Genomic DNA, 24,465 nt, shown 5'->3' on the forward strand with positions numbered 1-24,465 from the left:
GCTCCTCCTCGGAGTATCTGAGGACGTGGCGGTCGCCCAGACGCCCGATCCGCGTCCGTCGCGTCCTCAGGTATCGGCGTTGGAGGGACGGGTGGTCGTCCTCGACCCCGGTCACCAGCTGGGCAACAACAACTTCCCGCGCCGCATCCACCGGCCGGTGCCCGCCGGCGGCTTCACCAAGCCCTGCAACACCACCGGCACCGCGACCGACGGCGGCTACCCCGAGGCGACCTTCGCCTGGCAGGTGTCGCGACTGGTCGCGGCCCGGCTGCGTGAGCTCGGTGCGACGGTGCGGCTCACCCGGCACTCCAACCGCCAGGACCGGTGGGGACCGTGTGTCGACGTCCGGGGCCGCGCGGGCAACGCCGTGCCCGCCGACCTCAAGCTCTCCGTCCACGCCGACGGGTCGTACGCCGCCGGCGCCCGCGGCTTCCACGTCATCGCCCCGCCCGACCGGGCGCCGTGGACCGCCGACATCCACCGGCCCTCGATGCGGCTGGCGACCTCGATGAGGGCCGGCCTGCGGTCCCAGCGCTTCGGCGTCGCGACCTACACCGCAGGCGGCGACGGGATCGACGTACGCTCCGACCTCGCGACCCTCAACCTCTCCGACGTTCCCACCGTGATGGTCGAGCTCGGCAACATGCGCAACGCCACCGAGGCGCGGGTGATGACCTCGCCCGCCGGCCGCGCCCGCTACGCCCGCGGGCTCGTCTCCGGGGTGCGTCGCTTCCTCGGCTGAGCACCATGCAGGCAGTTCGTGCGTAGGTCCGCTCGGCTGAGCGTGGGCGGACGCGGGGGCTCGCCCCAACTGCCTGCAAGGTGCCCTGTGGACGGGCCGAGCGGCGGCCGGCCGACCAGTGCCAGTGTCGGAGCATGGATCCGGTGGTGGCGCTCAGGGAGCTCGGTGGCGTGGGCACGCTGCGCGAGCTGCTGGCGTACACGGGCCGCTCGCAGCTCGCCACGGCCCTCGCCAACGGCCTGGTCCACAAGCCACGGCACAACCGCTACTGCCTCGCCGACCTCGACGGCTCGATGCGCGCGGTGGCACAGACCGGGGGCACGGCCTCGCACCTGAGCGCGGCGCAGCAGTTCGGGTGGAAGCTCAAGCACGACCCAGTACGGCCATGCATCACGCTGCCCCGCAGTGCCCGCAAGCCGCCAGGCGCGTACGAGCTGCACTGGAGCGACCTCTCCGAGCGCGAGCTGCGACGCCATGTCACCTCCCGCACGCGCACGGTGATCGATTGCGCGCGGTCGTACGACTTCGACGTCGCCCTCTGCGTGGCCGACTCCGCCCTGCGTGAGGGCATCATCGACCACGACGACCTCCTCATCGCTGCCGCGCGCAGCCCGCGCACTGGTCGCGCGAAGGCACTGCGGGTGGCCCGGGCAGCCGACGCGCGGCGGGCGAACCCGTTCGAGACCTGCCTGCACGTGATCGCGATGACGGTGCTCGGGATCGAGGTGGTCCCCCAGGGTCACGTGCCCGGGGTGGGGTACGTCGACCTGCTCGAGCGGCGCCTCGGGATGGTGCTGGAGGCCGAGTCGCTGGAGCACCACTGGACCAAGGCGGGTCTCCAGCGCGACGTCGACCGCTACACGAGTGCGGCTCGGCTCGGGCTGGTGGTGCTGAGGTTCACCTGGGCCGACGTCATGTTCCGACCCGAGGACGTGCGCGCGGCCATCGAGGACGTCGTCCGGTGGCGCACCATGCAGGCAGTTGGGCGCCACGGGCTGGTCGCCTGAGCGTGTGGGGCCGGCGAAGCAGCGCGAACTGCCTTCATGGTGTCGGCGTCAGCGGACGTCGAGCTCGGCCATCGCGCGGAGGACGACGCGGAGGTGGGCGACCTCGTGGATCCGGAGCAGGTGGGAGCCGCCGAGCGCGGCGAGGACGCCGTAGAAGCCCTCGGCCTTGCGGAACTCGTCGCCGAAGATGTCGTAGGTGTGGGGGAGGACGTTGCAGACGGGTACGCCGAGGGGGCGGAGCTGGAAGGTCTGGGCGAGCACCCGGGCCTGGTGGCGGGCGCGGGTCATCGGGTCGACGAGGTTGCCGTAGTAGAAGCCCATGCCGGGGTCGACCACCACCTTGTCGACGCCGAGGGAGCGGGCGTGCTCGAGCCGGGGCCCGAAGTGGTCGAGCAGCACCGGCATCGGGTCGGCGTCGGGCGGCACGTCGGCGATCTCGCGGACGTTGGCGGTGGTGCCGAAGCACAGGACGACAGCGGCGTCGTACTCGGCGGCGAGCGCGAGCATCGCGTCCTCGTGCTGGCGGCCGGTCATGTTGAGCACGCGTGCCCCGGCGTCGAGGCAGGCGCGGACGACCTCCGGCTCGTAGGTCTCGACGGAGACGACGGCCTCGGTGGCCAGCTCCTTCACGGCGGGCACGAGGGTGGCGATCTGGTCAGCGGCGGACACCCGTGCCGCGCGGGCGTTGCTCGACTCGGCGCCGAGGTCGATGAGGGAGGCACCCTGCGCGGCCTGCACCCGGCCCATGCGGACGGCGTCGGCCGGGCTGGTGGCCACGCTCTCGCGGTAGGTCGAGTCGCGCGAGAGGTTGATGCAGCCCATCAGGGTCAGTGCGCCGTCGCCGATCGTCACCGGGCCGCGGGGGCCGTCGAGGACGACCGGCGTGACGGGGCTGTCCCACGCCGCACCGTGCTCGGCGTGCAGGGCCGCCAGATCCGCAAGGGTGATCACGCCTTCCAGCGTAGGCGGCAGGATGAACGCCGTGAGTGGACCCCTCGACCTGCGGCTGCAACGACTGGCCGACCTGTCCGACGACGACCTCGCGGCGGCCTACACGCCGGAGCGCGAGCCGTGGCTGCGGGTGAACTTCGTGAGCACCGTCGACGGCGCGGCGACCGGGTCGGACGGGCTCAGCGGCACGATCAACAACGCCGCCGACAAACGGGTCTTCGACACCCTCCGCCGGCGGGCCCACTGCCTGGTGGTGGGGGCGGGCACGATCCGCGACGAGGGGTACGACGTCCCGCGGGTGCCGATCGTGGTGGTCAGTCGCTCCGCCGACATCCCGCCGACGCTGGCCGAGGCGCCGCCCGGCCGGGTGCTGATGGCGACGGTGGCGACCACCGACGGGCTGGCCGCGGCGCGGGAGGAGCTGGGCGAGGACAACGTGCTCGTCCTCGGCGAGGAGCAGATCGACCTCGGCGCGCTCAAGGCGACGCTGGCCGAACGCGGCTGGACCGAGCAGCTGTGCGAGGGCGGTCCGTCGTTGTTCGCCGACATGCTCGCGGCGGGAGTCGTCGACGAGCTCTGCTGGACGGTCGTGCCGACGCTGACGGGCGGCGACGCCGTACGCATCGCCACCGGCGCCGAGGTCGACGTCGCGGTCCGTCCCGCCCTGCTGCTGGAGCAGGACGGGACGCTGCTGGGACGCTGGCTGGTGGAGTGACGCTCAGCCCAGAGCTCAGGCCAGCGCGTCGAGCAGGGCCTTCGAGAACGCCGGGATGTCGTCGGGGTTGCGGCTGGTGATGAGGTTGCCGTCGACGACGACCTCCTCGTCGAGCCACTCGCCGCCACCGTTGCGGATGTCGGTCTGCAGGCTCGGCCAGCTGGCGAGGCGCTTGCCGCGCACGCGGTCGGCCTCCACGAGGGTCCAGGGAGCGTGGCAGATGGCGGCGACGGTCTTCCCGGAGTCGAGGAAGTCGCGGACGAACGCGACTGCCTCCTCGTCCATGCGGAGGGCGTCCGGGTTGGCGACACCACCGGGCAGGACGAGGGCGTCGTAGTCGGCGACGGCGACGTCGGAGACCCGCCGGTCGATCCGCTGGGTGCTGGACTTGTCGAGGTGCTGGAACAGCTGCACCTCGCCCTCGTCGGTGGAGAGCAGCTCGGCGGTGTGGCCTGCGTCGACGGCTGCCTGCCAGGGCTTGGTGAGCTCGACCTCCTCGACGCCTTCGGATGCGGTCAGGAATGCGATGCGCTTGGACATGCCTTCACCGTCGCTCGCCATCGGGGGACCGACAACACTCCGAGGGGTGAAGTGACCACCCGACGGCGCCGCGGGTGAGGCCTCAGTGGGTCCCGCGGTTGAAGGCCTCCTCGAGCCACGCGGCGCGGACCGTGTCGGTGATCCGGAAGTCGATGAGGGTGGGTCCCGACACGCCACCGGCCACGAGCTTGCGGGCCGCCTCGAGGCTGGCGGCGTCGTCGACGGTCATCGACGCGACACCCAGCGCCTCCGCGACCGGTGCCAGCGGTGCGGTGGAGGGGAACTGGCTGGTCTCGGCCGGGATGCCGGACATGCGGAGGAAGTGCAGCTCGGCACCGTAGGCGGCGTCGTTGAAGACCGCGACCACGATCGGGAGCCCGCTCCGCGCGACGGTGTCGAGCTCGCCCAGGCTCATCAGCAGGCCGCCGTCGCCGACGGCCGCGAGCACGGTGCGCGACGGGTCGGCCACCCCTGCTCCCACCGCAGCGGCGAGCCCGAGTCCGATCGAGCCGAAGTCGAGGCTGAACACGTAGTCGGCCGGCCGGCCGACGGGGACGTCCATCGACGGGAAGCCCATGAAGTGCCCGCCGTCGACGGCCAGCGCGGAGCCGGTCGGCAACGCGTCGGCGAGGGTGCGGGCGACGAGTCGCGGGTCGAGGCCCGACGGGTCGCTGGCGTCCGGCTCCGGCTCCGTGCCTCGCGCGATGCGCGCACGCACCTCGCCGGTGCGGAACCGCTCGCCCGCCGACACCAGGTCGCGGAGCTCGCGCGCGGTGACCCCGGCGTCCCCGACCACCGCGATGTCGAACCGGGTGTAGCGGCCGTGGGCCTCGTGGTCCTCGTCGACCTGGATGATCGTCGCGTCGGGGGAGAAGAGGCCGCCGCCGCGCGTGGTGAAGTGGTTGAGCGAGGCGCCGAGCGCCAGCACGACGTCGGCCTCGCCGAGCAGCTCGCGCATCTCGGTGTGCGCGAAGCCGCCCGCGATCCCGGCGCTGAAGGGGTGGCCGGCGAACCAGCCGTTGACGGGGAGGGAGGTGGTCAGGACCGCTCCGAGGTGGTCCGCGAGCGCCACGACGTCGTCGCGGCACCCGGCCTCGAGGGCACCGCGGCCGGCGACCACGACGGGACGGCACGCGGACTCCAGCGCAGCGGCCGCCTCGGCGAGCGAGGAGGGCGCGAGGGGTGCACGATCGCTCGGCGGCAGGTCGCAGACCGCGTCGCCGGCCGGCAGCTCCTGCACGTCGGTCGGCAGCACCAGCACCACGGGCCGGCGCAGGTCGAGCGCCGTACGCCACGCGCGCGCCAGGTCGGCGTGGGCGGTCGCCGGGTCGAACGGGGCGACGGTGAGGCCCGCCGCCGCGATCAGCGGGGCCTCGTCGATGTCCTGCGGAAGGCCCCTGACGCCGAGCGGGGTGTCGCCGACCAGTGCGACGAGCGGGGTGCGACCCCGATGGGCGGTGACCAGCGCGGTCAGCGCGTTGGTCAGGCCCGGCCCCTGCGTCACCGTGCACACGCCGACCCGCCCGCTGCTGCGGGCGTAGCCGTCGGCCATCGCGACCGCCCCCGCCTCGTGGCGAGCCGCGTGGACCCGCACCCCGTGCGTGTGTGTGAGCGTCGGGATGAGCTTGAGGTTGCCGTCACCCATGAGGCCGAAGACGTCGCTCACCCCCAGGTGGACGAGCTGCGACGCTAGCGCTTCGTACGCTTTCATGGGTATTGTTATAACAGTTTATGGATCTCGGCGGCAGTCCTGTCTCTCCACGGTGAGGAGCGCGCGTGCACGACCTCCTGACCGTGGCGCGCAGCCAGGCGACCGAGGCGCTCGCCCACGCCCGTGACCCAGCCCTCCGCCGGCAGTCGCGGCTCGACCGGCTCGGCTCCGTCGCCGAGATCCGCGCGGCCGCGCGACGGGCGACCCCGCGGGTGATCTTCGACTTCGTCGACGGAGGGGCCTCTGACGAGGTCACGATGCGGCGGAACCTCGAGGCGTTCGACGCCGTCGCGCTCTCCCCGCACTACCTCGTCGACGTCAGCGAGGTCGACCGGTCGACCTCGGTCCTCGGCGCACGCGTCGACGTACCCGTCCTGGGTGCCCCGACCGGGCTGTGCGGGCTGGTGCACGTCGACGGCGAGCCGGGGCTGGCCCGGGCGATGCAGGACATGGGCTCGATCTACACGCTGGCGGGAATGTCCTCCTACACCATCGAGGAGGTCCGCGACGCGGCGCCGAAGGGCCGGTTGTGGTTCCAGACCTACCTCTGGCGTGACCCTGCCGTCGTGGACGGGCTGCTGACCCGGGCGCGGGACTGCCACTACGAGGCGCTCGTCGTGACGGTCGACGTGCCGCGGTCCTCCGACCGACGCCGTGACCGCGTGCACCGCTTCACGGTGCCGCCGCGACTCACCCCGAGGTCGGTGCTCGACGGAATCACCCACCCGCGCTGGACGCGCGACCTGCTCAGGCACTCGCGCGTCACTGCTGCCAACATCACCGGCCTCGGCGGCGACGCGGTCGAGGTGGCGTCCTACGTCGACAGCCAGTTCGACCCGTCGGCGTCGTGGGACGACCTGCGGTCGCTGCGCGCCCGCTGGAAGGGTCCGCTGGTCGTGAAGGGGCTGATGCGCGCCGACGACGCCCTGCGCGCGGTGGACCTGGGCGCCGACGCCGTCGTCGTGTCCAACCACGGCGGCCGCCAGCTCGACCAGGCGCCGGCCAGCCTCTCCGTGCTGCCGCAGGTCGTCGACGCGGTCGGCGACCGGGCGGAGGTCTACCTCGACAGCGGCGTACGACGCGGCAGCGACGTGCTGAAGGCGCGGGCCCTCGGCGCGACCGCCTGCCTGGTCGGCCGCCCGATCGTCTGGGGCCTCGCCGCAGCCGGCACCGCCGGCGCGCGCCGGGCGGTGGACGTCCTCGCCGAGGAGCTCGACGCGGCCCTCATGCTGAGCGGAGTGGCCTCCTTCGACGCGGTCGGACCCGACCTGGTCGCCCGGGCCACCCCATGAACCTCCATCCCCTCGTCGGCAGGTCGCCGGCGACTCCCCGAGAGCACCACGAAAGGAATCAGACCCATGGCCTATGAAGAGCAGCGCGACCAGGTCCTCGCGGCCTGTCGTGCGATGGCCGCGCAGGGCCTCGGCACCGGCATCGGCGGACACGTCAGCGTCCGGATCCCCGGCGAGGAGCTGTACTGGACCAACCGCCTCAGCAAGACCTTCGAGGAGATGCAGGCCGAGGACATCGTCCTGCTCGACTTCCAGGGACGCTCGGCCGACCCGGACGTCGTGGTGAGCCCGGGCATCGACTTCCACCACGGCATCTACATGCTGCGCCCCGACGTGAACGCGATCGTGCACACTCACGGGTTCTGGATCACGGCGCAGGCGGCGCTCGGGCGCGAGCCGCGGGTGCTGCACAACATGGCGACCTACTTCCGCGGGCGCACCGCGCTCGCGCCCGACGACGAGATCAAGTCGATCGCCCCGGCCATGAAGGACGGCGACGTCTGCATCATCATCCCGTGGCACGGGTCCATCACGATGGGCGCCGACATCGCCGAGGCGGCCGCACTGCACAGCACGCTCGACTACGTCGCGCGCCTCGACGTGCAGTCGCCGGCCGACGCGCCGGAGATGCCCGAGGACCACGCGCTCGCCGTCGAGGCGCTGCTGGAGAAGGCCGACTACCTCAACCTGACGTGGGAGCTGCTCCAGCGCAAGGCCGCCCGCGCCTACGACGGCACCTACACCACGCCGCTCGTCCAGCCGTGACCCGCTGACCGAGCGCCACGCGAAAGGGCGCCACCCCGACCGGGGTGGCGCCCTTCGTGCGTCGCTGGGCGGCGTACGTCGCTCAGCCGGCCGCGCAGATCGCGACGCCGGTCTCGACGCCGGGGTTGTCGGCCTCGGCCGCGTCGAGCACCGAGCGGTAGGAGTCGTAGAACGCCTCCGGGTCGCCGCCGGCCTCGGTGACCTGGTCGCGCCACTCCTCGTCCACCATCTCCTTGCCGGCGTCGCGGATCTTGTCCGACTCGGCCTGCGGGAGGACGGAGGCGGTGTCGCCCTCCGCCTCCACGGCCTCGCACGAGGAGTCGTTCCACTCCTGCTCGACCTCGGCGATCTTGGCCGGGACCTCCGCGTTGACCTCGCTGATCACGTCACGCTGCTCGTCGGAGAGCGAGTCCCACGTGTCCTGGCTCATCGACAGGGCGTTCACGGTGGAGACGCCGATGCCGAGGTCGGTGAAGTGGTCGGCGACCTCGGGGTACTTCAGCGGACCGGTGAAGCTGAAGGGGATGCCGTAGATGCCGTCGACGAGGCCGCGGTCCATGGAGCCGTAGATCTCGGCGAGCTCGATGTTGATGAGGTTGGCGCCCACCTCGGCGAGCACCTTGCTGCCGCGGTCGTTGGCGCGCAGCCGCATGCCGTCGAGGTCGGCGGCGGTCTCGACGGGCTCGTTGGTCGCCAGGGCGCTGGACGAGCCGATCGACCACGCGAGCGGGACCAGGCCGACGCCGCCCCACTCCTCGTTGAGCGGGCTGCCCTCCTCGCTGCCCAGCTCACCGAGCGCCTGGGAGACCGCGGCGGGGTTGGAGCTCTCGAACGGCAGCTCGCCGACGCTGCTGAGCGGGAACCGGCCGGCGTACACGGTGGGGAGCACCTGGGCCACGTCGGCGCGGCCGTCGCCAAGACCCTCCACCGTCTCGGTGGCGCCGAGCAGGGTGGCGTCCCAGAAGCGGTCGAAGGTGAGGGAGCCGCCGGAGCGGTCCTCGACCTCGTCCATCCACCAGGTCCACACCTCGCCGATCGGTGTTGCCTCACCGGCCATGTAGCTGAAGGTCAGCGTCTGCTCGCCGCCCTCGCTGGCGGAGCTGCTGTCGCCTCCGCAGGCGGTCAGGGCGAGCGCTGCGGTCGAGAGAAGGGCTGCGAAGGTCGCGCCTCGGAACTTCTTCATCTGCTTCCTGACGTTCGTGGGCACGTCTGCTGACGCCTGCCCGGGGAGTGTCTACTTGCGTCGGCTCGGGGGTGTTGTGATGAGCCACACACCGAGACTATAGTCACCATTATCAGATTAGGCACGGATTAGTGTCGCGGCGGTTTCCCGCGGTGTCCGTAACGAGAAGGCGTGGCTGGATGTTCGAAGGTTTCACGGCTCGGTCGGTCGAGGTCGGTCAGGTCCGGATCAACGCGGTCGAGGGCGGGTCGGGTCCCGCCGTGCTCCTCCTGCACGGCTACCCGCAGACGCTGGCCCAGTGGGCCGACGTCGCGGAGGTGCTTGCCGCGGACTGCACGGTCGTGTGCGCCGACCTCCGCGGCTACGGGAGGTCGTCGAAGCCCGAGGGGGAGGGGGAGACCTACTCCTTCCGTGCGATGGCGGCCGACCAGCTCGCGGTGATGGCGGAGCTGGGCCACGAGCGCTTCGTCGTCGCCGGGCACGATCGCGGCGGGCGGGTGGCCCACCGCATGGCGCTCGACGCCCCCGACCGGGTGCAGGCGCTGGTGCCGTGCGACGTCGTCCCGACGTGGGCGATGTACGACGGCGTCGACCGCGCCCGCGCCGCCAGGTTCTGGCAGTGGTACTTCCTGCCCCTCCCCGCGCCCTTCCCCGAGCGGCTCATCGGCGGCGACCCCGACTACTACTTCGAGAACTGCCTGGTCACCAACGGTGGCGTCGGGATCGAGGACGGCTTCGGTGCCGAGCAGCTCGAGTCCTACCGCGCGGCCTGGCGCGACCCGGAGATGATCCGGGCCTCGTGCTCGGACTACCGCGCCGGGGCGACCGTCGACCTCGAGCACGACAAGGCCGACCTCGACGTCAGCCTGTCGGTGCCGACCTTCCCGGTCTGGGGAGCCGACGGCCTCCTCAAGGACCTCTTCGACATCGAGGCCGAGTGGCGCAAGCGCTGCTCCGAGGTGCACCCGGCGACCGTGCCCGGCGGCCACTTCTTCCCGGACCAGCAGCCGCAGGCGACCGCCGAGGCGATCCTCGCCGCCGTGCGCCACGTCGAGGGGGCCTACGCATGATCGTCCGGCTCGGCACCGCCCCGCGCATCGACGGGCTCGACTTCGAGGGCTTCCAGCAGCACTGGCGCACCAGCCACGCCGACGTCGTGTCCCGGATGCCGGGACTGCGTCGCTACCAGCAGTTCCACGCCGTCCTCGAGGGTGGTGAGCCGCTCCTGCCCTACCCGGGATTCGACGCGTGCTCCGCGCTCAGGTTCGACGACGCCTCCGCCATGGACGAGGCGTTCGCCTCGACGGAGTTCCTCGGGTCGGTGCAGGCCGACGAGAAGGAGTTCGTCGACAAGACGCGCTTCCGTGGCGTCGTGGGCAGGTGGGCGCCGGACGCCGGCGGCGACCTGGCTGCCGAGGCGCCCGTCCAGCTGCTGACCCTCCTGACCGCGGAGCCGGGTACGACGCCGCAGGAGCTCGCCGACCGCCTGGCGGGCAGCTCGGACCAACCGGGCTCGGGGGCGATCGTGGCGGACCACGCACTGCACGAGGGACGGTTCCCCGTCACTGCGGACGTCGTCCGCGTCGCCGGGTACCCGGACGTGGCATCGGCGCTGGCAGGCGCCGAGGGCACGAGGCAGGCGGCTGGCGCCGCGCAGGTCATCGGGGAACATCTGGCCCGCGTCGTGGACGTCCCAGTCGGGGCGAGCGCGACCGAGCCGACTCACGAGAGGACGCAACAATGATCCGACAGGTGGTGGAACGTCTCACCGCAGCCGTTGCGGCGATCGGGGCGCTGGCCATCGCGGCCATCATGGTGCTGACCGTCGCCGACGTCATCCGCCGTACGCTGACCGACCGGTCGATCCAGGGGGTCATCGAGGTGGCGCCGCTGCTCCTGCTGTCGGCCGCTGCCCTGGGCATGGGCTACGCCGAGCAGATCGGGGTCCACGTGCGGACCTCGATGGTGACCAGCCGGCTCCCGCGCGTGACCGCCCTGGTGTTCCGGTCGGCCGGCTCGCTCGTCTCGGTCGTCGTGCTCGCCTGGGTCGCCTGGGAGGCCCTGGACCGGGCGCTCGCCGCGATCGAGAACCACGACGTGACCCCCGGCTTCATCGCCTACCCGACCTGGCCGGCCCAGGTGCTGGTCCCCTTCGGGTTCGCGCTCTTCGCGATCAACGTCGGCTTCCGGCTCGTGGACGACCTGCGGGCCCTGCGGACGGGTGAGGACTTCGAGGAGATCGAGGACGAGATCGTGCTGGAGGCGGTGAACGCATGAGCCCCGAGCTGATCGTCCTCATCTCCCTCGCCATCTTCGGCGTCATGCTGATGGCGGAGGCGCCGGTCGCCGCCGCCCTCCTCACGGCCAGCATCACCGGCCTGATGCTCAACTCGGGCTTCGACCGCACGGCTGCGACGCTCTCGTCAGCGGCGTACCAGGCCACCAGCAGCTATTCCCTGGTGGTGGTCCCGATGTTCATCCTGATGGGCGTCTTCGTCGCCAACGCAGGCATCTTGGCGAACATCTTCGACTTCGCCGCGCGGGTGACACGGCGTCTCCCCGGCGGCCTCGGCATCGCGACCGTGCTGTCCGCGGCCGGCTTCTCGGCCGTCACCGGCTCCAGCGCGGCCGCTGTCGTCACCCTCGGACGGATGTGCGTGGCCGAGATGACCCGGCACGGCTACAAGGTCGCCTACGCCGCGAGCATCGTGGCCGCCTCCGGCACCCTCGGCGTGCTGATCCCGCCGAGCATCGTGCTGGTGATCTACGGCATCCTCACCAACGAGTCGGTCGGCCAGCTGCTGCTCGCCGCCGTCGTCCCAGGCATCCTCACCGCGGTCGCCTACATGGTCACCGTGAGCCTCACCGCCAGGCGCTCGATGGAGACCGCCCCGGTCGAGCACGTGCCCTCCGTCGCGACCGTGGGCGCCGGGGCCGGCACCACCGGTGGCTCGGCCTCGTCGTCGGTCGCCGTGATGGACACCGCCGAGACCGTGGGCGAGCTCCGCGAGGAAGAAGTGCTCCCGTCCTCCCGCGATGACGGCAAGGCCCCGTTCATCAGTCCCCGTGAGATCGAGTCGATCCTCTACATCGCGCTCATCGCCGGTGCCGTGCTCGGCGGCATCTACGGCGGGTTCTTCACCGAGACCGAAGCAGGAGCGGTCGGCGCGCTGCTGTCGCTGTTCGTCCTGCTCATCCGGGGACGGCAGACCGAGAACGGCGTGTGGCGCGGGCTCACCTCGGCCCTGCAGGAGACGGCCGCCAACACGGCCATGCTCATGGCGCTCATCATCGCCGGCTCGGTGTTCACGCTGTTCCTGGTGACCACCCGCATCCCGCAGGACCTGACCCAGTGGATCGTGGGCCTCGACGTCAACAAGTACGTCGTCGTCGCGATCATCCTGCTGGTGCTGCTCATCCTCGGCGCGCTCATCGACGGCATGTCGATCCTGCTGCTCACGATGCCGCTGACCTACCCGATCATCACCTCGCTCGGGTTCGACGGCCTCTGGTACGGCATCATCGCGGTGAAGATGATCGAGATCGGTCTCCTGACGCCACCCTTCGGGCTCAACGTCTTCATGATCTCGGGCGTGGTGAAGAAGGCGAAGGTCGAGTCGGTGTTCCGTGGCGTGGTGCCGTTCATCCTCGCCGAGGCGGTCGTCGTGCTCCTCATCATCGTCTTCCCTGAGATCGTCACGTGGCTGCCCTCGAAGGCCAACTGACTCCGGAGACGAGCCCGCGCCCGGGCCAGCTCGACGGCAAGGTCGCGCTGGTCACGGGTGCGGGGTCGGGGCTAGGGCGCGCTGTCGCCACGGCGTACGCCGCCGAGGGCGCCGCGGTCGTGTGCAGCGACCGCGACGCCGACGCCGTACGCCGGGTCGTGGAGGCGATCGGGTCGGCAGGACAGCGAGCCCTGGCCCACGTGGGCGACGTGACCTCGGAGTCCGACTGCGGCTGCGCGGTCGACCTCGCGATCTCCGGCCTCGGCGGTCTCGACGTCGTCGTCGCCAACGCGGGGATCCCGGGCGAGGGCAGGGCGCACGAGATCTCCCTCGACGACTGGTCGCGGGTCATCTCGGTCAATCTCACCGGCGCGTTCCTCACCGTCCGCGCCGCCCTGCCCCACCTGGTCCAGCAGCGCGCGGGCAGCGTCGTCCTGACGGCGAGCATCGCCGGCCTGGTCGGCCTGCCCAACATCCCGGCCTACGCCGCGGCCAAGGGGGGCGTCATCGCGCTCGGGCGCCAGCTGGCGCGGGAGTATGCCCCCGACGGCGTCCGGGTCAACGTGATCGCCCCGGGCACGATCCTCACCCCGCTCGTGGAGGAGGCGTTCCGCCAGCGCCACGGCGAGGAGGGGATGGGCGAGGCCCTCGAGCGTCGCGCCGACGCGGTCCCGCTGGGGCGGCTCGGCTCGCCCGAGGACGTCGCCAGCGCCGCGGTCTACCTCGGGTCGGACGGTGCCGGCTGGGTGACGGGAACCGTCCTGACCGTCGACGGGGGCAACGTCCACCTGGGCCCGGTCCCGCGCTGACCGCGGCCTAGAGGTCGAGCACCAGCCGCTTGGTGCAGGAGCGCCCGACGCAGATCATCATCGTCTCGTTGGACTCCTGCTCCGACGGGGAGAGGACCGTGTCGCGGTGGAGGGGGACGCCCTCGATGACCGGCGTCTCGCAGGTCCCGCAGTAGCCGTCCTCGCACGACGACATCACGTCGGGCAGCTGCTCGCGAACGGCCTCGAGGATCGACCGGCCCGGACCGACCTCGACCTCGATGCCGCTGGCGGCGAGCTCGACCACGAAGGTCTCCTCACCGGCCTCGCCTGCGTCAGCCGGGTCGGTGACGACCGGGGTCGCGGCCGTGAAGCGCTCGACCCTCAGCTCGCGTGCGGGTGACTCCGCGACCGCCACGGCGGCGGCGTCGAGCAGCCCGGGCGGGCCACAGCAGTAGACGACGGTGCCCGCGTCGGCGTCGCCCAGGATGCCGCGGAGGTCGAGGAACCCGTCGGTGTCCTCGGGGCACACCGAGACCAGGTCGGCGTCGAGCGCGCGCAGCTCGTCGACGTACGCCATCGTGGCTGCCGTGCGGCCCCCGTAGTGCAGTCGCCACGGGCGGCCGGTCGCGGCGAGGTGCTGCGCCATCGCCTTGATCGGCGTGATGCCGATCCCTCCGGCGATGAGGACGTAGTCCTCGGCGTCGTCTGTGAGGTGGAAGTGGTTGCGCGGACCCCTGATCCGGATCTCGGCGTCGACGACGCCGGATTCGTGCAGCACGCGTGAGCCTCCGCGTCCCCGGGGCTCGTCCAGGACCGCGATCGTGTAGTCGCCGTCGTGCTCCCCGCACAGCGAGTACTGCCGGATGCCGGCGGTGGTCTCGACCTCGATGTGGGCGCCGGGCTCCCAGTCGGGCAGCGGCTTGCCGTCGCGGTCGGACAGGCGCAGCTCCACCACGCCATCGGCGATCGTCCGGGCCGCGGCGACCCGGACGGGCCGCCACTCGTCACTCGTCAGCATCTCTCCACCACTCCTCCAGACCAGCCCGTGCGGGAGGGCTGTGACCCTTGACACACGTCGAGGATATCGCATTATCATCATCATGATTATCACGACCTGCACCCATGCAGGCGTCGACGAAGGAGACCTCCCCATGGCACCTCGGACGACCACTCGCAGGACGCGGATCGCCGCGATCGCCGGAGCGCTCGCGCTCTCTGCCTCCCTCGCCGCCTGCGGCGGTGACGGCGACGGCGCATCGGCGAGCGACTCGCGCACGCTGAGCTTCGGCTACCACACCGGCGAGCAGACCCCCATCGGGCAGGTCTGGGCCTGGTGGATGGACGAGGTCGAGTCGCGCACCGACGGGTCGCTGACCTTCGACGCCTACTGGGACGGCACCCTGGTGAAGGGACCGGACATCGTCGAGAGCCTGACCGACGGCCGCGTCGACGTGTCGCAGGTGATGCCGACCCTCTACACCACGACGTTCCCGGTCACCAGCGTCCACGAGCTGCCGTTCCAGAGCTCCAACTCTCCCGCCGTCTCCGCCGCGATGGCCGAGCTGGCGGCGGACGAGGGCGGGCCCGTGGCCGAGGAGTTCGGGGCGAAGGGCCTGCACCCGCTCGCCTGGGCGATCGGCGGGTCGAGCGCCCTCGGCACCACGGACCCCGTCGAGAGCGTCGACGACCTCCAGGGCGTCCGGATCCGTGGCAACGACCGCAGCTCGAAGGTGATGGGCGCCGCCGGTGCCAACATCATCAACATGGAGCTCGCCGACGTCTACGGCTCGCTCGACCGTGGCCTGCTCGACGGCGTCTACGGAGTCCCCTTCGGCTTCGTCGGTCCGCTGAAGTACCCCGAGGTCGTCGGCAGCTTCACCGACACCGGCATGGGCGTGGCCAGCGCCAACGCCCTGTCGATGAGCCAGGAGCTGTGGGACTCGCTCACCGACGAGCAGCGCGAGGTCATCGACGAGGTCAACTCCGAGGTGCCCGGCAAGATCGCCGAGTTCGACGCGCAGTTCGACGAGATCTCGTGCGAGGCCGTGAAGGAGGCGGGCGCCGAGCTCTACGCGCTGCCGGAGGACGAGGTCGAGAAGCTCCGCGACGCCGGCTACGACGGCGTCCTCCAGGAGTGGAAGGACGCCGCCACCGAGGCGGGAGCCGACGCCGACGCGGTGCTGAGCGCCTACCAGGACGCGGTTGCCGACGCCGAGGGCGACTACCCCGACTACAAGACCGGTGTCGTGTCCTGCCTCGAGAGCAGCAGCTGAGCGCGGGCCCGCCCGGCGCGCGGCGCGAGTGAGGGCCTCGTGAAGAACGGGGCCCTCCTCGCGTTCTGCTTCTCGGTGTCGCTGCCGGCATCCACCCAGACGCTGCTCATCCCCGCCCTGCCGGTGCTGGTCGAGGAACGCGGCTTCTCGGCGACCGCGAACGGGTGGCTGCTCAGCGCGTTCCTGCTCGGAGCATCGATCTCGGCTCCACTGATGGGGCGGCTGGGCGACCTGTGGGGACGCCGCCGGCTGACCGTCGCGGTCAGTGCGGCCTACGCCGTGGGTGCGGCGACCTGCTTCGTCGGTGGCGACCACGCCCTGGTCGTCGCCGTCGGACGAGGGCTCCAGGGCTTCTCCGCCGGGGTGTTCGTGCTGCAGGTGGCCGCCCTGCAGGAGCTGGTGCCGGTGGCGTCGCGGGCGTCGCGCATCGCGGTGCTCTCCGGGGTGGTGGCCGTGGGGCCGGCCGTGGGCTTCCTCCTCGGCGGGCTGGTCACCGCCCACCTGGGCGTGACCACGCTCTTCGCCGCCGGGATCGGCCTGGGCGTCGCGTCCACGGCGCTGCTGTGGTGGCAGGCGCCCGAGAGCGGCGGCGCGGCCGAGGGAGCCGTCGACGTACCGGGAGCGGGCCTGGTGGCCCTCTCGCTCTTCGCGGTGCTGACTGCCCTGACGGAGGTCGGGATCTCGGGCGCCACCGGTCGGGCAACCGTCGGCTGGGCTGTCGTCGCCGCGACCTCGCTCGTCGCAACAGCCATGTGGATGCGTCGCTCCCCGAGTCCCTTCATCGACGTCTCGGTGCTGGCCAGCCCGGTCACCGGCCTGGTCTGCGTCGCCACCGTGCTCAACGCCGCAGCCCTGTTCGGCCTCTTCGTGGTGGTCCCGCAGCTGGTGCAGGACGGGCTGGGTGGGTACGGCCTGGGGCCGGTCGCGGCGGGACTGTTCCTGGTCCCGGGCGCGGTCGCGATGGCCGTGGTCGGGGCACTCGCCGGACGGCGGACGGGATTCGTCCGCACGATCGTGTGGGGCAACCTCGTGTGCGCCGCGGCCATGCTCGCGCTGGGCGTGCTGCCGCGCACGATGCCCGTCGTCCTCGTGCTCGCGACGGTCGCGGCCATCGGCATCGGGATGGCGTTCCCGCTCCTGCCTGCGGTCGCCATGGCGGCCGTGCCCCCGCAGGGTGTCGGGGCGGCCGCGGGGCTCAACTCGCTGATGCGGGGGATGGGTTCGGCTGCAGGTGCGCAGGTCGCGCTGGTCGTGGCCTCGACCTCGGTGGTCGGCGGCGCGCGGTACGGCTCCTCCTTCCTCGCCAGCGCCCTGACCGCCGCCCTTGCGGCGGCAGCTGCCGCCCGGCTCGGCGCCCGGCGCCCGGCAGCTGACGGTTGACGTGACGTCGATCTCACGTAATCATCATCATCATTACTACGAAGTGACGTTCTGGAGGGCAGGAGCATGACCGCTACCGAGACCGAGCGCCCGACGGGTCCCCGCGGGATCACGGGAATCGTGGACAGCGACGTCCACCCCAACTTCAAGGACGGCCTGCGCGACCTCAGGCCCTACATGACCGAGGCGTGGCAGCGGAAGCTCGGCATCGGGGGAGAGGCCTCGTGGGCGAGCCGCTTCGCGGCAGCGTCGTACGTGCTCCCGCTGGACTACCTCTACATCAACTCCGCCGGCGCCTACCGCGACGACGCGGTCCACAACGGCGAGGCGCCCGCGACGGACCCGATCTTCTCCGCCAAGCAGCTCTTCGACGGCCACGGCATCGACAAGGGGATCCTGATCGCCGGGCAGCTCTTCGGCATCGGCGCCTTCCCCGACCCGGACGTGGCGGCCACCGTGGCCTCGGCCTACAACGACTGGATGTGCGAGCAGTGGCTCGCCGTCGACCCCCGCTACCGCGGTGCCCTCGCGGTCGCGCCGCAGGACCCGTCGCTCGCGGTGAAGGAGATCGAGCGCGTCCAGGGCCGCCCGGGCATCACCTCGATCTTCCTGCCGCTGCACACGATCCTCCACGGCGACCGGCACTACTACCCGATCTTCGAGGCGGCCCAGAAGTACAGCCTGCCGATCATGGTGCACCCCAGCGGCACGGAGAACGTCTTCGCGCAGGCCCCGCGGATGGCGGGAACGCCCACCTACTACATCGAGTGGCACACGGCGCTCGCACAGATCCACCAGTCCAACCTGCTGAGCCTGGTCTGCCACGGCGTCTTCGAGAAGTTCCCCGAGCTGATGTACATCATCTGCGAGGGCGGGTTCGCCTGGGCCGCGGAGATCATGTGGAAGCTCGACCGTGACCGCAAGGGCCTCGGCGACGAGGTGCCGTGGTTGAAGAAGGCGCCCAGCGAGTACATCCGTCGCAACGTCCGCTTCACGACCCAGCCGATGATCGAGCCCCACCGGCGAGAGCACCTCGCCACCCTGCTGGAGATGGTCTACGCGGAGGAGACGCTGCTGTTCAGCAGCGACTACCCGCACTGGGACTTCGACGACCCCAAGCTCGCGCTCGCGGGCATCGACCGCGCGCTGCTCCAGAAGATCTGCGTCGACAACCCGGTCGCCGTCTACGGCGACCGTCTGTGAGGGAGCCCGGATGACGACCCAGCCTGCCCAGCGACGCGGCACCCGCCACGTCCTCGCTGCCGCGGCCGACGTCCCTCCGGGGTCCAACACGGAGGTCACCGCGGCCGGACGGTCCTACGCGCTCATCAACGACCAGGGCCGCCTGCACCTGATCCGCAACATCTGTCCCCACCACGGAGCCCCGCTCTGCTTCGGTCGGGTGCAGGGCTACATGCTCCCGTCGGAGCCGCACACCTACGAGTACAGCGGCGACGACGTCGAGCACCGGGTGGTGCTGTGCCCGTGGCACGGCTACAAGTTCCGGCTGAAGGACGGTCGCTCCGTCACCGACCCCGACCGGATGCGGGTGCGTTCCTACGAGGTCGTCGTCGAGGGCGACGACGTTGTCGCCTACATCTGAGCTGGTGGCCGGGCGTCCCACCCTCGGCGGAGGATCACGCCCGCCCGCCGTGGGCGACGACCCCGGGCCCGAGGGGTGGGACGTCGCCACCGTCGTCGCCGAGTTCGAGGTCGCCGACCGCGAGCAGTCGGTCGAGCTGGCCGAGCTGCTCTTCGAGGCGGACGACGTCTTCACGGTGCGCGTCGGGGGCGTGGGGGAGCGTTCGGTCTACCGCGTGGACGTGCCGCGCGGGGCTGCCGCCGCCCGGGACCTCGGTGCGGAACCGGCACGCCGGGCGGCGCACGAGCTCGGCATCGAGCTGAGCTTCGTGCGGATCGGCATCAGCCGCGACGGCCTCGGTGATCCCGAGGGCGACCCGCCACCGGCCGGCGACGTCCCGTGGGCGGGGCGCCGGCGCACACCACGCGACGTACGACGAGACGGAGGAGCTCCGTGAGCATGGACCAGCCGGTGACGTCGGTCGACGTCGCCATCATCGGCGCAGGCATGGGCGGCCTCTCCGCGGCCGTCGTCGCCGCGGACCGGGGCCTGGACGCCGTCCTGCTGGAGGCGGGCGAGAAGGTCGGCGGGGCAGCGGCCTACTCCGGCGGGCAGGTCTGGGTCGGCGGCAACCACGTCGCCCGCGAGCGCGGCATCCCCGACTCCCTCGAGGACACCCTCGACTACGTCCGCTGGGCGGCGCGCAAGGACGTCGCGAGCCTGGACGAGGAGCGCTCGCGCGAGTGGATGAGCGCCGCGGCAGAGGCGGCCGAGTACTTCGAACGCTCCGGGGTCATCACCTGGGACCTCGTGCCCGACTACCCCGACTACTACTACCCGCACGCGGACGGCTCGGTCCCGACCGGCCGCTACCTCACCTCGTCGCCGTACGACGGCAACCAGCTCGGCGAGCGCTTCGACGAGCTGCTGTTCTCGCCGCACTTCCCGGTCGGCGTGACCTACGGCGAGATGCTGTCGTGGGGCGGCATGTCCAGCAAGACCGCGTGGGACCTCGACCTCGTCGCCGAGCGCCGAGCGGCGAAGGTGCTCACGTTCGGCACCGGCATCGCTGCCCCCTTCTACAAGGCGGTGCTCGACCGCGGTGTCCCCGTCCGCACCGGCCACCGGGTGACCGGGATCGTCCGCGACGGTGAAGGGTTCCGGGTCGCCTGCGACACCCCCGACGGCGGGACCGAGCTGCACGCCCGTGCTGTCGTGGTCGCGACCGGCGCGCACGACTGGAACGCCCCGCTCATGGAGGAGTTCACCGGCATCACGCCCGCGGACGGCGGCACCGTCGTACCGCCTTCGTTGCGCGGTGACGCTCGCGCGCTCGTGGCCGGCCTGGGCGGCGGCATCGCCAAGCTGCCGCCGTGGGCGGCTCCGGTGCTGCCCGGCTACCGCCTGGCCACGCCCGCCTTCGAGGGCGACAGCGGTTACCGCGCCTGCTACGAGCACTGCCTGCCCCACACCGTGATCGTCGACGGCACGGGCCATCGCTTCGCCGACGACTCCTTCCACTCCGCGATCGTCAAGGCCGTCCTGGGGGACGGGGACGCCGAGACCCGCTTCCCGATCTTCATGGTCTGGGACGAGCAGCACCACCGGAAGTACGGGCTCGGGCCGGCCATGCCCGGGCAGGACTACCCCGACGGCCTGGTGACCTCCGCGGACACGCTGGAGGAGCTCGGCGCGGCCCTGGGCGTCGACGGCGCGGCACTCGCTGCGACGGTCGCGACCTACAACCGGACCGCCGGCGACGGCGAGGACCCGCTGTTCGACCGCGGCTCGAACCTGTCGGTCCGCCGCTTCCGCGGCGACGGCAACCAGCAGCCCAACCCGTGCGTCGGTCCGATCTCCGAGGGTCCGTTCCACGGCATGCGCCTGCGGCTGCTGTCGACCGGCATCGCGGCGTCCGGTGTGGTCACCGGCGAGGTCGGACGGCTGCTCGACGCCGACGGCCGGGAGGTCCCGGGACTGTACGTCGTCGGCGAGGCGTCCGCGCGCGCCGCGGCGGGGGTGGGCTACAACTCCGGGTACTCGCTGAGCCGGGCCATGGCCTACGGCTACCTCGCCGTGCAGGACATCGTGCAGAAGACTGGTCGGCGGGTTCACGCCGGCACGAGGAGTGGAGACGCATGACGGAGACGTCGTTGTTCGACCTGACCGGTCGCACCGTGGTGGTGACCGGCGGGAGCCGGGGACTGGGTCGCGCGATGGTGGGGGCGTTCGCCCGCGCCGGCGCCGACGTCGTGGTGGCCAGCCGCGACGCGGGCCAGTGCGAGGAGGTGGCCCGCGAGGTGGCGGCGGAGTCCGGTCGGCGGACGCTCGGGCTCGGGCTGCACGTCGGCGACTGGGACGCGCTCGAGCCCTTCGTCGACCGCGTCGAGGACGAGCTCGGGCCGATCGACGTGCTCGTCAACAACGCCGGCATGTCGCCCGTCTACGACAGCGCGACGAGCATCACCGAGGCCCTCTTCGACAAGGTCGTCGACGTCAACCTCAAGGGTCCGTTCCGGCTGTCCGTGCTCGTGGGCGAGCGGATGGCCGCCCGCTCGGGCGGCTCGATCATCAACATCTCGAGCATGGGCGCCGTGCGGCCGCGACCGCACATCCTTCCCTACGCGGCGGCCAAGGCCGGGCTGAACGCGCTGACCACGGGCCTGGCCCACGCCTACGGCCCGACGGTCCGGGTCAACGCGATCATGGCCGGCACCTTCCTCACCGACATCAGCAAGGCCTGGGACGCCGAGGTGTTCGCGAAGCGGGCCAGGACCTTCGCGCTCGGCCGGGGCGGCGAGCCCGAGGAGATCGTCGGGACGGCGCTCTACCTCGCCTCCGACGCGTCGAGCTACACCACCGGCGCCGTCATCGCGGTCGACGGCGGCCAGCCGTAGCCGTACCCCTGCCAGCTGGTGCCGGCGTGCGGCAGGCGAGTTGACAGGACGCAACGACAGTAATCATAATCATCATTATGAACGACACGGATCCGGGAGGGGTCATGAGCGCCACCCCTGAAGAGCGTCGCGCCTTTCTGTCCATGGCTGCTGAGTTCATGGAGCGTGAGGTCGCGCCGCGTGTCGCGCAGTACGACCTCGAGGAGCAGATCCCGCGCGACATCCTCGACTCGATGGCGGACCTCGGCTTCTTCGGTGGCGTGCTGCCGCCCGAGATGGGGGGCCTCGGTCTCGACTTCGTCACCTTCGCCGAGCTCATCGAGGAGGTCTCGAAGACCTGTCACATCCTCGGCACGTTCGTCTCCATGCCCTCCGGCCTCGTCGGGGCAGCGATCGAGGCGTTCGGCACCACCGAGCAGAAGAAGCAGTGGCTCCAGCCGCTCGCCGAGGGCCGCATGTTCGGCGGCGCGGGCGTCACCGAGCCCCGCTCGGGGAGCGACGTGGCCGGGATGACCACCACCTACCGCCGCGACGGCGACTCGTTCGTGATCAACGGCGCCAAGGCCTGGATCTCCAACCTCGACGTGGCCGACTTCATCGTCACCTTCGCCACCATGGACCGGTCGCTGCGGCACCGCGGGGTCTCGGCGTTCATCATCCCGCGTGACACCCCCGGCATGACGTTCCACCCCTACAAGGACAAGCTCGGCTTCCGCCCGATCACCACGGGAGAGATCTCCCTGGACAACGTGCGCGTCGGACCGGAGGCCCTGCTCGGCGAGGAGGGCGACGGCTTCCCGGCGGCGATGACGGCGGTCGAGCGCGGGCGCCTCGGCGTCGCGGCCCGCTCGGTGGGCGTCGCCCAGGCCTGCCTCGACGACACGGTGGCCTACGCCCGCGACCGCGAGGTCTTCGGTCGCAACATCGCCGAGTTCCAGATCGTGCAGTCCAAGATCACCGACATGGTCGTCGGCGTCGAGACCGCCCGCCTGCTGGTGCGCGAGACCGCGCAGGCGATGGACGAGGGGCGTCGGGCCCGTCAGCTCACGAGCATGGCGAAGATGTACGCCAGCGACATCGCCCAGCGCAGCGCCACCGACGCGATGCAGGTCTTCGGAGCGGCGGGTGTGTCCCCGGAGTACCGCGTCGGCCGCTTCTACCGCGACTCGAAGATCCTCCAGATCGTCGAGGGCAGCAACGACGTCCACCGTGCCCTGATCGGAGAGATCGAGCTCGGCCTGCGTTCCAACGGCGAGAAGTAGGCCGCGATGCCGCAGGTCGACCACGACCACGAGCGCACCCTGCTGCAGCGGGAGCGCGAGTCGCACCAGGACGTGGTGGAGGAGCAGGACGGCCGACGAATCGTCGTGCTCGACTCCGCCCGGTGGGTCAACGAGACCAACACCGACCGCGACGTCGTCGTCGCGGCGTCGTACGTCGGCGTGCTGCCGGCGCGGATGATGGCGGTCCACCGCCCACGAGGCGTCATCGGGCACGACGCGTGCGTCGGCGCGGACGCCGCCGGCATCGCCGGGCTGTGGTACCTCGAGGCGCTCGGCATCCCGGCAGCGACCGCTGCAGGGATGAGCGCCGAGCTCGGCAACGGGCCCGACCTCTTCGAGGCCGGCGAGATCTCCTACGTCAACTACCCCGCCGAGCGCGTCGGCGTCGAGGTCGGCATGCCCGTGGCGCAGGCGGCACGGCTGCTCCGCGACGTCGACCCGGTCGACACCGAGGTCGGCAACAAGATCCGCCGCGAGGTCGTGGAGGAGCACGAGTCCGGGCGACGGGTCGTGGTCACCGACTCCATCGTGTGGGCCTACCCCGAGGACGAGGGTCGCAGCGTGCTCGTCACCGCCGGGCACACCGGCCGCTCGGGCGCGAAGTTCCTGGTCGAGGCCGACCCGTGGGGCTTCATCTGCCACGACGGTGGCCGGTCCAAGAACGACTCCGGCACGACAGGTCTGAGGACCGCGCAGGAGCACGGCCTGCCGGGCGCCTGCATCGACGGCCGCACCGCGCCCATCGGCGACGCCTTCCGCGGCTACGCCGTCGGTCGCATCAGCGTGTGCAACGACCTCGCGGCCGCGCTCGGCGTCCGGGAGGGCATGCCCGTGAGGGAGGCAGCGTCCCTGCTGCTCGCGGAGCGACCCTCGTGAGCGAGCAGGGCACCCTCCACGTCGAGCCGCGCGACGGCTACGTCGTCCTGCGGATCGACCACCCCTCCGCGCGCAACGCGCTGACCGACGACCTGCTCGCGAGCCTCGCGGACTTCGCGGCGGCCGCGGACATCGACCCCGACGTCCGCGCGATCGTCATCGCCGGGTCGGACAAGGTCTTCGCCTCCGGTGCCGACCTCCGGTCGCTGGGCAGGCGGACCGCGATGGACGCCTTCGACGGCAGCCGGACCAGGGACTGGACCGTGCTGCGCGAGCTGCGCACGCCGACGGTCGCGGCCGTCTCCGGTTTCTGCCTCGGCGGTGGCGCGGAGCTCGCGATGATGTGCGACGTCGTGGTCGCCTCGCCCACCCTCAAGCTGGGCCTGCCGGAGACGATGCTCGGGCTGCTGCCGGGCGCCGGTGGCACGCAGATGCTGCCGCGCGCCGTCGGCAAGGCCGTGGCGATGGACATCGTCCTCACCGGCCGGGTGCTCGACGCCGACGAGGCGCTGGCCATGGGCGTCGTGTCGCGGGTCGCGCCCGAGGACGGCTGGCTCGAGCTCGCCGAGGAGGTCGCTGCCACGATCGCGTCGCGATCGGCGGTCGCGCAGAAGCTCGCCAAGCAGGCCGTGCGCACCGCCTTCGAGGCTCCGCTGACGGCCGGCGTCGAGGCCGAGCGGACGCTGTTCTCCACCGCCTTCGGGTCCGCCGACGCCGCCGAGGGGATCGACGCGTTCCTCGCCAAGCGGACCCCGCAGTGGACGCACCGCTGA

Annotated in this window: 25 protein-coding genes; 20 read left to right on the forward strand and 5 right to left on the reverse strand. The window is 71.8% G+C overall.

Features of this window, described 5'->3' with window-relative positions; genetic code table 11:
* Positions 1-91: 91 nt before the first annotated feature.
* Positions 92-742 carry an N-acetylmuramoyl-L-alanine amidase gene (locus tag AC3A3L_RS20670; protein WP_487641924.1) on the forward strand — a complete coding sequence of 217 codons (651 nt, stop codon included), beginning with the start codon at positions 92-94 and terminating at the stop codon, positions 740-742.
* Positions 743-876: 134 nt separating this feature from the next.
* A complete protein-coding gene (locus tag AC3A3L_RS20675) occupies positions 877-1,749 on the forward strand; it encodes a hypothetical protein (protein WP_487641925.1) in 873 nt (290 codons plus the stop codon).
* A 48-nt stretch (positions 1,750-1,797) separates the two neighbouring features.
* Here the strand turns inward: AC3A3L_RS20675 and AC3A3L_RS20680 are convergent, their stop codons facing one another.
* Positions 1,798-2,700 (reverse strand): dihydropteroate synthase, encoded by a 903-nt coding sequence (locus tag AC3A3L_RS20680; RefSeq protein WP_487641926.1) that lies wholly within the window; start codon positions 2,698-2,700, stop codon positions 1,798-1,800.
* 31 nt (positions 2,701-2,731) lie between these two features.
* Between AC3A3L_RS20680 and AC3A3L_RS20685 the strand changes: the two genes are divergently transcribed.
* Positions 2,732-3,415 carry a dihydrofolate reductase family protein gene (locus AC3A3L_RS20685; RefSeq protein ID WP_487641927.1) on the forward strand — a complete coding sequence of 228 codons (684 nt, stop codon included), beginning with the start codon at positions 2,732-2,734 and terminating at the stop codon, positions 3,413-3,415.
* 15 nt (positions 3,416-3,430) lie between these two features.
* Here the strand turns inward: AC3A3L_RS20685 and AC3A3L_RS20690 are convergent, their stop codons facing one another.
* On the reverse strand, positions 3,431-3,955 hold the full coding sequence (locus AC3A3L_RS20690; protein ID WP_487641928.1) for a type 1 glutamine amidotransferase domain-containing protein: 525 nt from the start codon (positions 3,953-3,955) through the stop codon (positions 3,431-3,433).
* A gap of 82 nt (positions 3,956-4,037) precedes the next feature.
* The gene (locus AC3A3L_RS20695; RefSeq protein WP_487641929.1) at positions 4,038-5,666 is read right to left on the reverse strand and encodes a thiamine pyrophosphate-binding protein; all 1,629 of its coding nucleotides are present in this window, start codon (positions 5,664-5,666) and stop codon (positions 4,038-4,040) included.
* A 65-nt stretch (positions 5,667-5,731) separates the two neighbouring features.
* Between AC3A3L_RS20695 and AC3A3L_RS20700 the strand changes: the two genes are divergently transcribed.
* Together AC3A3L_RS20700 and AC3A3L_RS20705 are read left to right on the forward strand one after the other, a co-directional pair.
* A complete protein-coding gene (locus AC3A3L_RS20700) occupies positions 5,732-6,958 on the forward strand; it encodes an alpha-hydroxy acid oxidase (RefSeq protein WP_487641930.1) in 1,227 nt (408 codons plus the stop codon).
* Positions 6,959-7,024: 66 nt separating this feature from the next.
* A complete protein-coding gene (locus AC3A3L_RS20705; RefSeq protein WP_487641931.1) occupies positions 7,025-7,723 on the forward strand; it encodes a class II aldolase/adducin family protein in 699 nt (232 codons plus the stop codon).
* Positions 7,724-7,805: 82 nt separating this feature from the next.
* Here AC3A3L_RS20705 and dctP (AC3A3L_RS20710) read toward each other — a convergent pair whose 3' ends face one another.
* Positions 7,806-8,906, reverse strand: coding sequence for a TRAP transporter substrate-binding protein DctP (dctP, locus tag AC3A3L_RS20710; RefSeq protein ID WP_487641932.1), 1,101 nt, complete (start codon positions 8,904-8,906; stop codon positions 7,806-7,808).
* A gap of 179 nt (positions 8,907-9,085) precedes the next feature.
* Here dctP (AC3A3L_RS20710) and AC3A3L_RS20715 point away from each other — a divergent pair, with 179 nt between their 5' ends.
* Genes AC3A3L_RS20715 through AC3A3L_RS20735 form a run of 5 tightly spaced genes read left to right on the forward strand, consistent with a single transcriptional unit; the run spans position 9,086 to position 13,440 of the window.
* Entirely contained in the window at positions 9,086-9,976 is an 891-nt protein-coding gene (locus tag AC3A3L_RS20715; protein ID WP_487641933.1) for an alpha/beta fold hydrolase, read from the forward strand.
* Positions 9,973-10,650 carry an EthD domain-containing protein gene (locus AC3A3L_RS20720; protein WP_487641934.1) on the forward strand — a complete coding sequence of 226 codons (678 nt, stop codon included), beginning with the start codon at positions 9,973-9,975 and terminating at the stop codon, positions 10,648-10,650. Before AC3A3L_RS20715 ends, AC3A3L_RS20720 begins: the two co-directional genes overlap by 4 nt.
* Positions 10,647-11,183, forward strand: coding sequence for a TRAP transporter small permease subunit (locus AC3A3L_RS20725; RefSeq protein WP_487641935.1), 537 nt, complete (start codon positions 10,647-10,649; stop codon positions 11,181-11,183). Before AC3A3L_RS20720 ends, AC3A3L_RS20725 begins: the two co-directional genes overlap by 4 nt.
* Complete coding sequence (locus AC3A3L_RS20730; RefSeq protein ID WP_487641936.1) at positions 11,180-12,631, forward strand: TRAP transporter large permease; 1,452 nt, start codon at positions 11,180-11,182, stop codon at positions 12,629-12,631. Before AC3A3L_RS20725 ends, AC3A3L_RS20730 begins: the two co-directional genes overlap by 4 nt.
* Complete coding sequence (locus tag AC3A3L_RS20735) at positions 12,607-13,440, forward strand: SDR family NAD(P)-dependent oxidoreductase (RefSeq protein ID WP_487641937.1); 834 nt, start codon at positions 12,607-12,609, stop codon at positions 13,438-13,440. Before AC3A3L_RS20730 ends, AC3A3L_RS20735 begins: the two co-directional genes overlap by 25 nt.
* A gap of 7 nt (positions 13,441-13,447) precedes the next feature.
* Here AC3A3L_RS20735 and AC3A3L_RS20740 read toward each other — a convergent pair whose 3' ends face one another.
* Positions 13,448-14,419 (reverse strand): PDR/VanB family oxidoreductase, encoded by a 972-nt coding sequence (locus tag AC3A3L_RS20740; RefSeq protein WP_487641938.1) that lies wholly within the window; start codon positions 14,417-14,419, stop codon positions 13,448-13,450.
* A gap of 133 nt (positions 14,420-14,552) precedes the next feature.
* Here AC3A3L_RS20740 and dctP (AC3A3L_RS20745) point away from each other — a divergent pair, with 133 nt between their 5' ends.
* The 10 genes from dctP (AC3A3L_RS20745) to AC3A3L_RS20790 all read left to right on the forward strand — a co-directional run bounded on the left by dctP (AC3A3L_RS20745) (position 14,553) and on the right by AC3A3L_RS20790 (position 24,465).
* On the forward strand, positions 14,553-15,674 hold the full coding sequence (gene dctP, locus AC3A3L_RS20745; RefSeq protein WP_487641939.1) for a TRAP transporter substrate-binding protein DctP: 1,122 nt from the start codon (positions 14,553-14,555) through the stop codon (positions 15,672-15,674).
* Between the two features lie 39 nt (positions 15,675-15,713).
* Positions 15,714-17,054, forward strand: a complete 1,341-nt coding sequence (locus AC3A3L_RS20750; protein ID WP_487641940.1) for an MFS transporter — start codon at positions 15,714-15,716, stop codon at positions 17,052-17,054.
* A gap of 66 nt (positions 17,055-17,120) precedes the next feature.
* Positions 17,121-18,257: an amidohydrolase family protein gene (locus tag AC3A3L_RS20755; RefSeq protein WP_487641941.1), complete on the forward strand. Its 1,137-nt coding sequence runs from the start codon at positions 17,121-17,123 to the stop codon at positions 18,255-18,257.
* Positions 18,258-18,267: 10 nt separating this feature from the next.
* A complete protein-coding gene (locus AC3A3L_RS20760; protein ID WP_487641942.1) occupies positions 18,268-18,657 on the forward strand; it encodes a Rieske (2Fe-2S) protein in 390 nt (129 codons plus the stop codon).
* Positions 18,658-18,706: 49 nt separating this feature from the next.
* Positions 18,707-19,093: a hypothetical protein gene (locus AC3A3L_RS20765; RefSeq protein WP_487641943.1), complete on the forward strand. Its 387-nt coding sequence runs from the start codon at positions 18,707-18,709 to the stop codon at positions 19,091-19,093.
* 2 nt (positions 19,094-19,095) lie between these two features.
* The gene (locus AC3A3L_RS20770) at positions 19,096-20,778 is read left to right on the forward strand and encodes an FAD-dependent oxidoreductase (protein WP_487642025.1); all 1,683 of its coding nucleotides are present in this window, start codon (positions 19,096-19,098) and stop codon (positions 20,776-20,778) included.
* A complete protein-coding gene (locus AC3A3L_RS20775; protein WP_487641944.1) occupies positions 20,775-21,533 on the forward strand; it encodes an SDR family NAD(P)-dependent oxidoreductase in 759 nt (252 codons plus the stop codon). The genes AC3A3L_RS20770 and AC3A3L_RS20775 overlap by 4 nt, the downstream gene beginning before the upstream one ends.
* Positions 21,534-21,637: 104 nt before the next feature.
* Positions 21,638-22,795, forward strand: coding sequence for an acyl-CoA dehydrogenase family protein (locus tag AC3A3L_RS20780; RefSeq protein ID WP_487641945.1), 1,158 nt, complete (start codon positions 21,638-21,640; stop codon positions 22,793-22,795).
* Positions 22,796-22,801: 6 nt separating this feature from the next.
* Positions 22,802-23,692 carry a hypothetical protein gene (locus AC3A3L_RS20785; RefSeq protein ID WP_487641946.1) on the forward strand — a complete coding sequence of 297 codons (891 nt, stop codon included), beginning with the start codon at positions 22,802-22,804 and terminating at the stop codon, positions 23,690-23,692.
* Positions 23,689-24,465, forward strand: a complete 777-nt coding sequence (locus AC3A3L_RS20790) for an enoyl-CoA hydratase-related protein (protein ID WP_487641947.1) — start codon at positions 23,689-23,691, stop codon at positions 24,463-24,465. Before AC3A3L_RS20785 ends, AC3A3L_RS20790 begins: the two co-directional genes overlap by 4 nt.

Source organism: Nocardioides sp. Soil_C_8 (assembly GCF_057656315.1).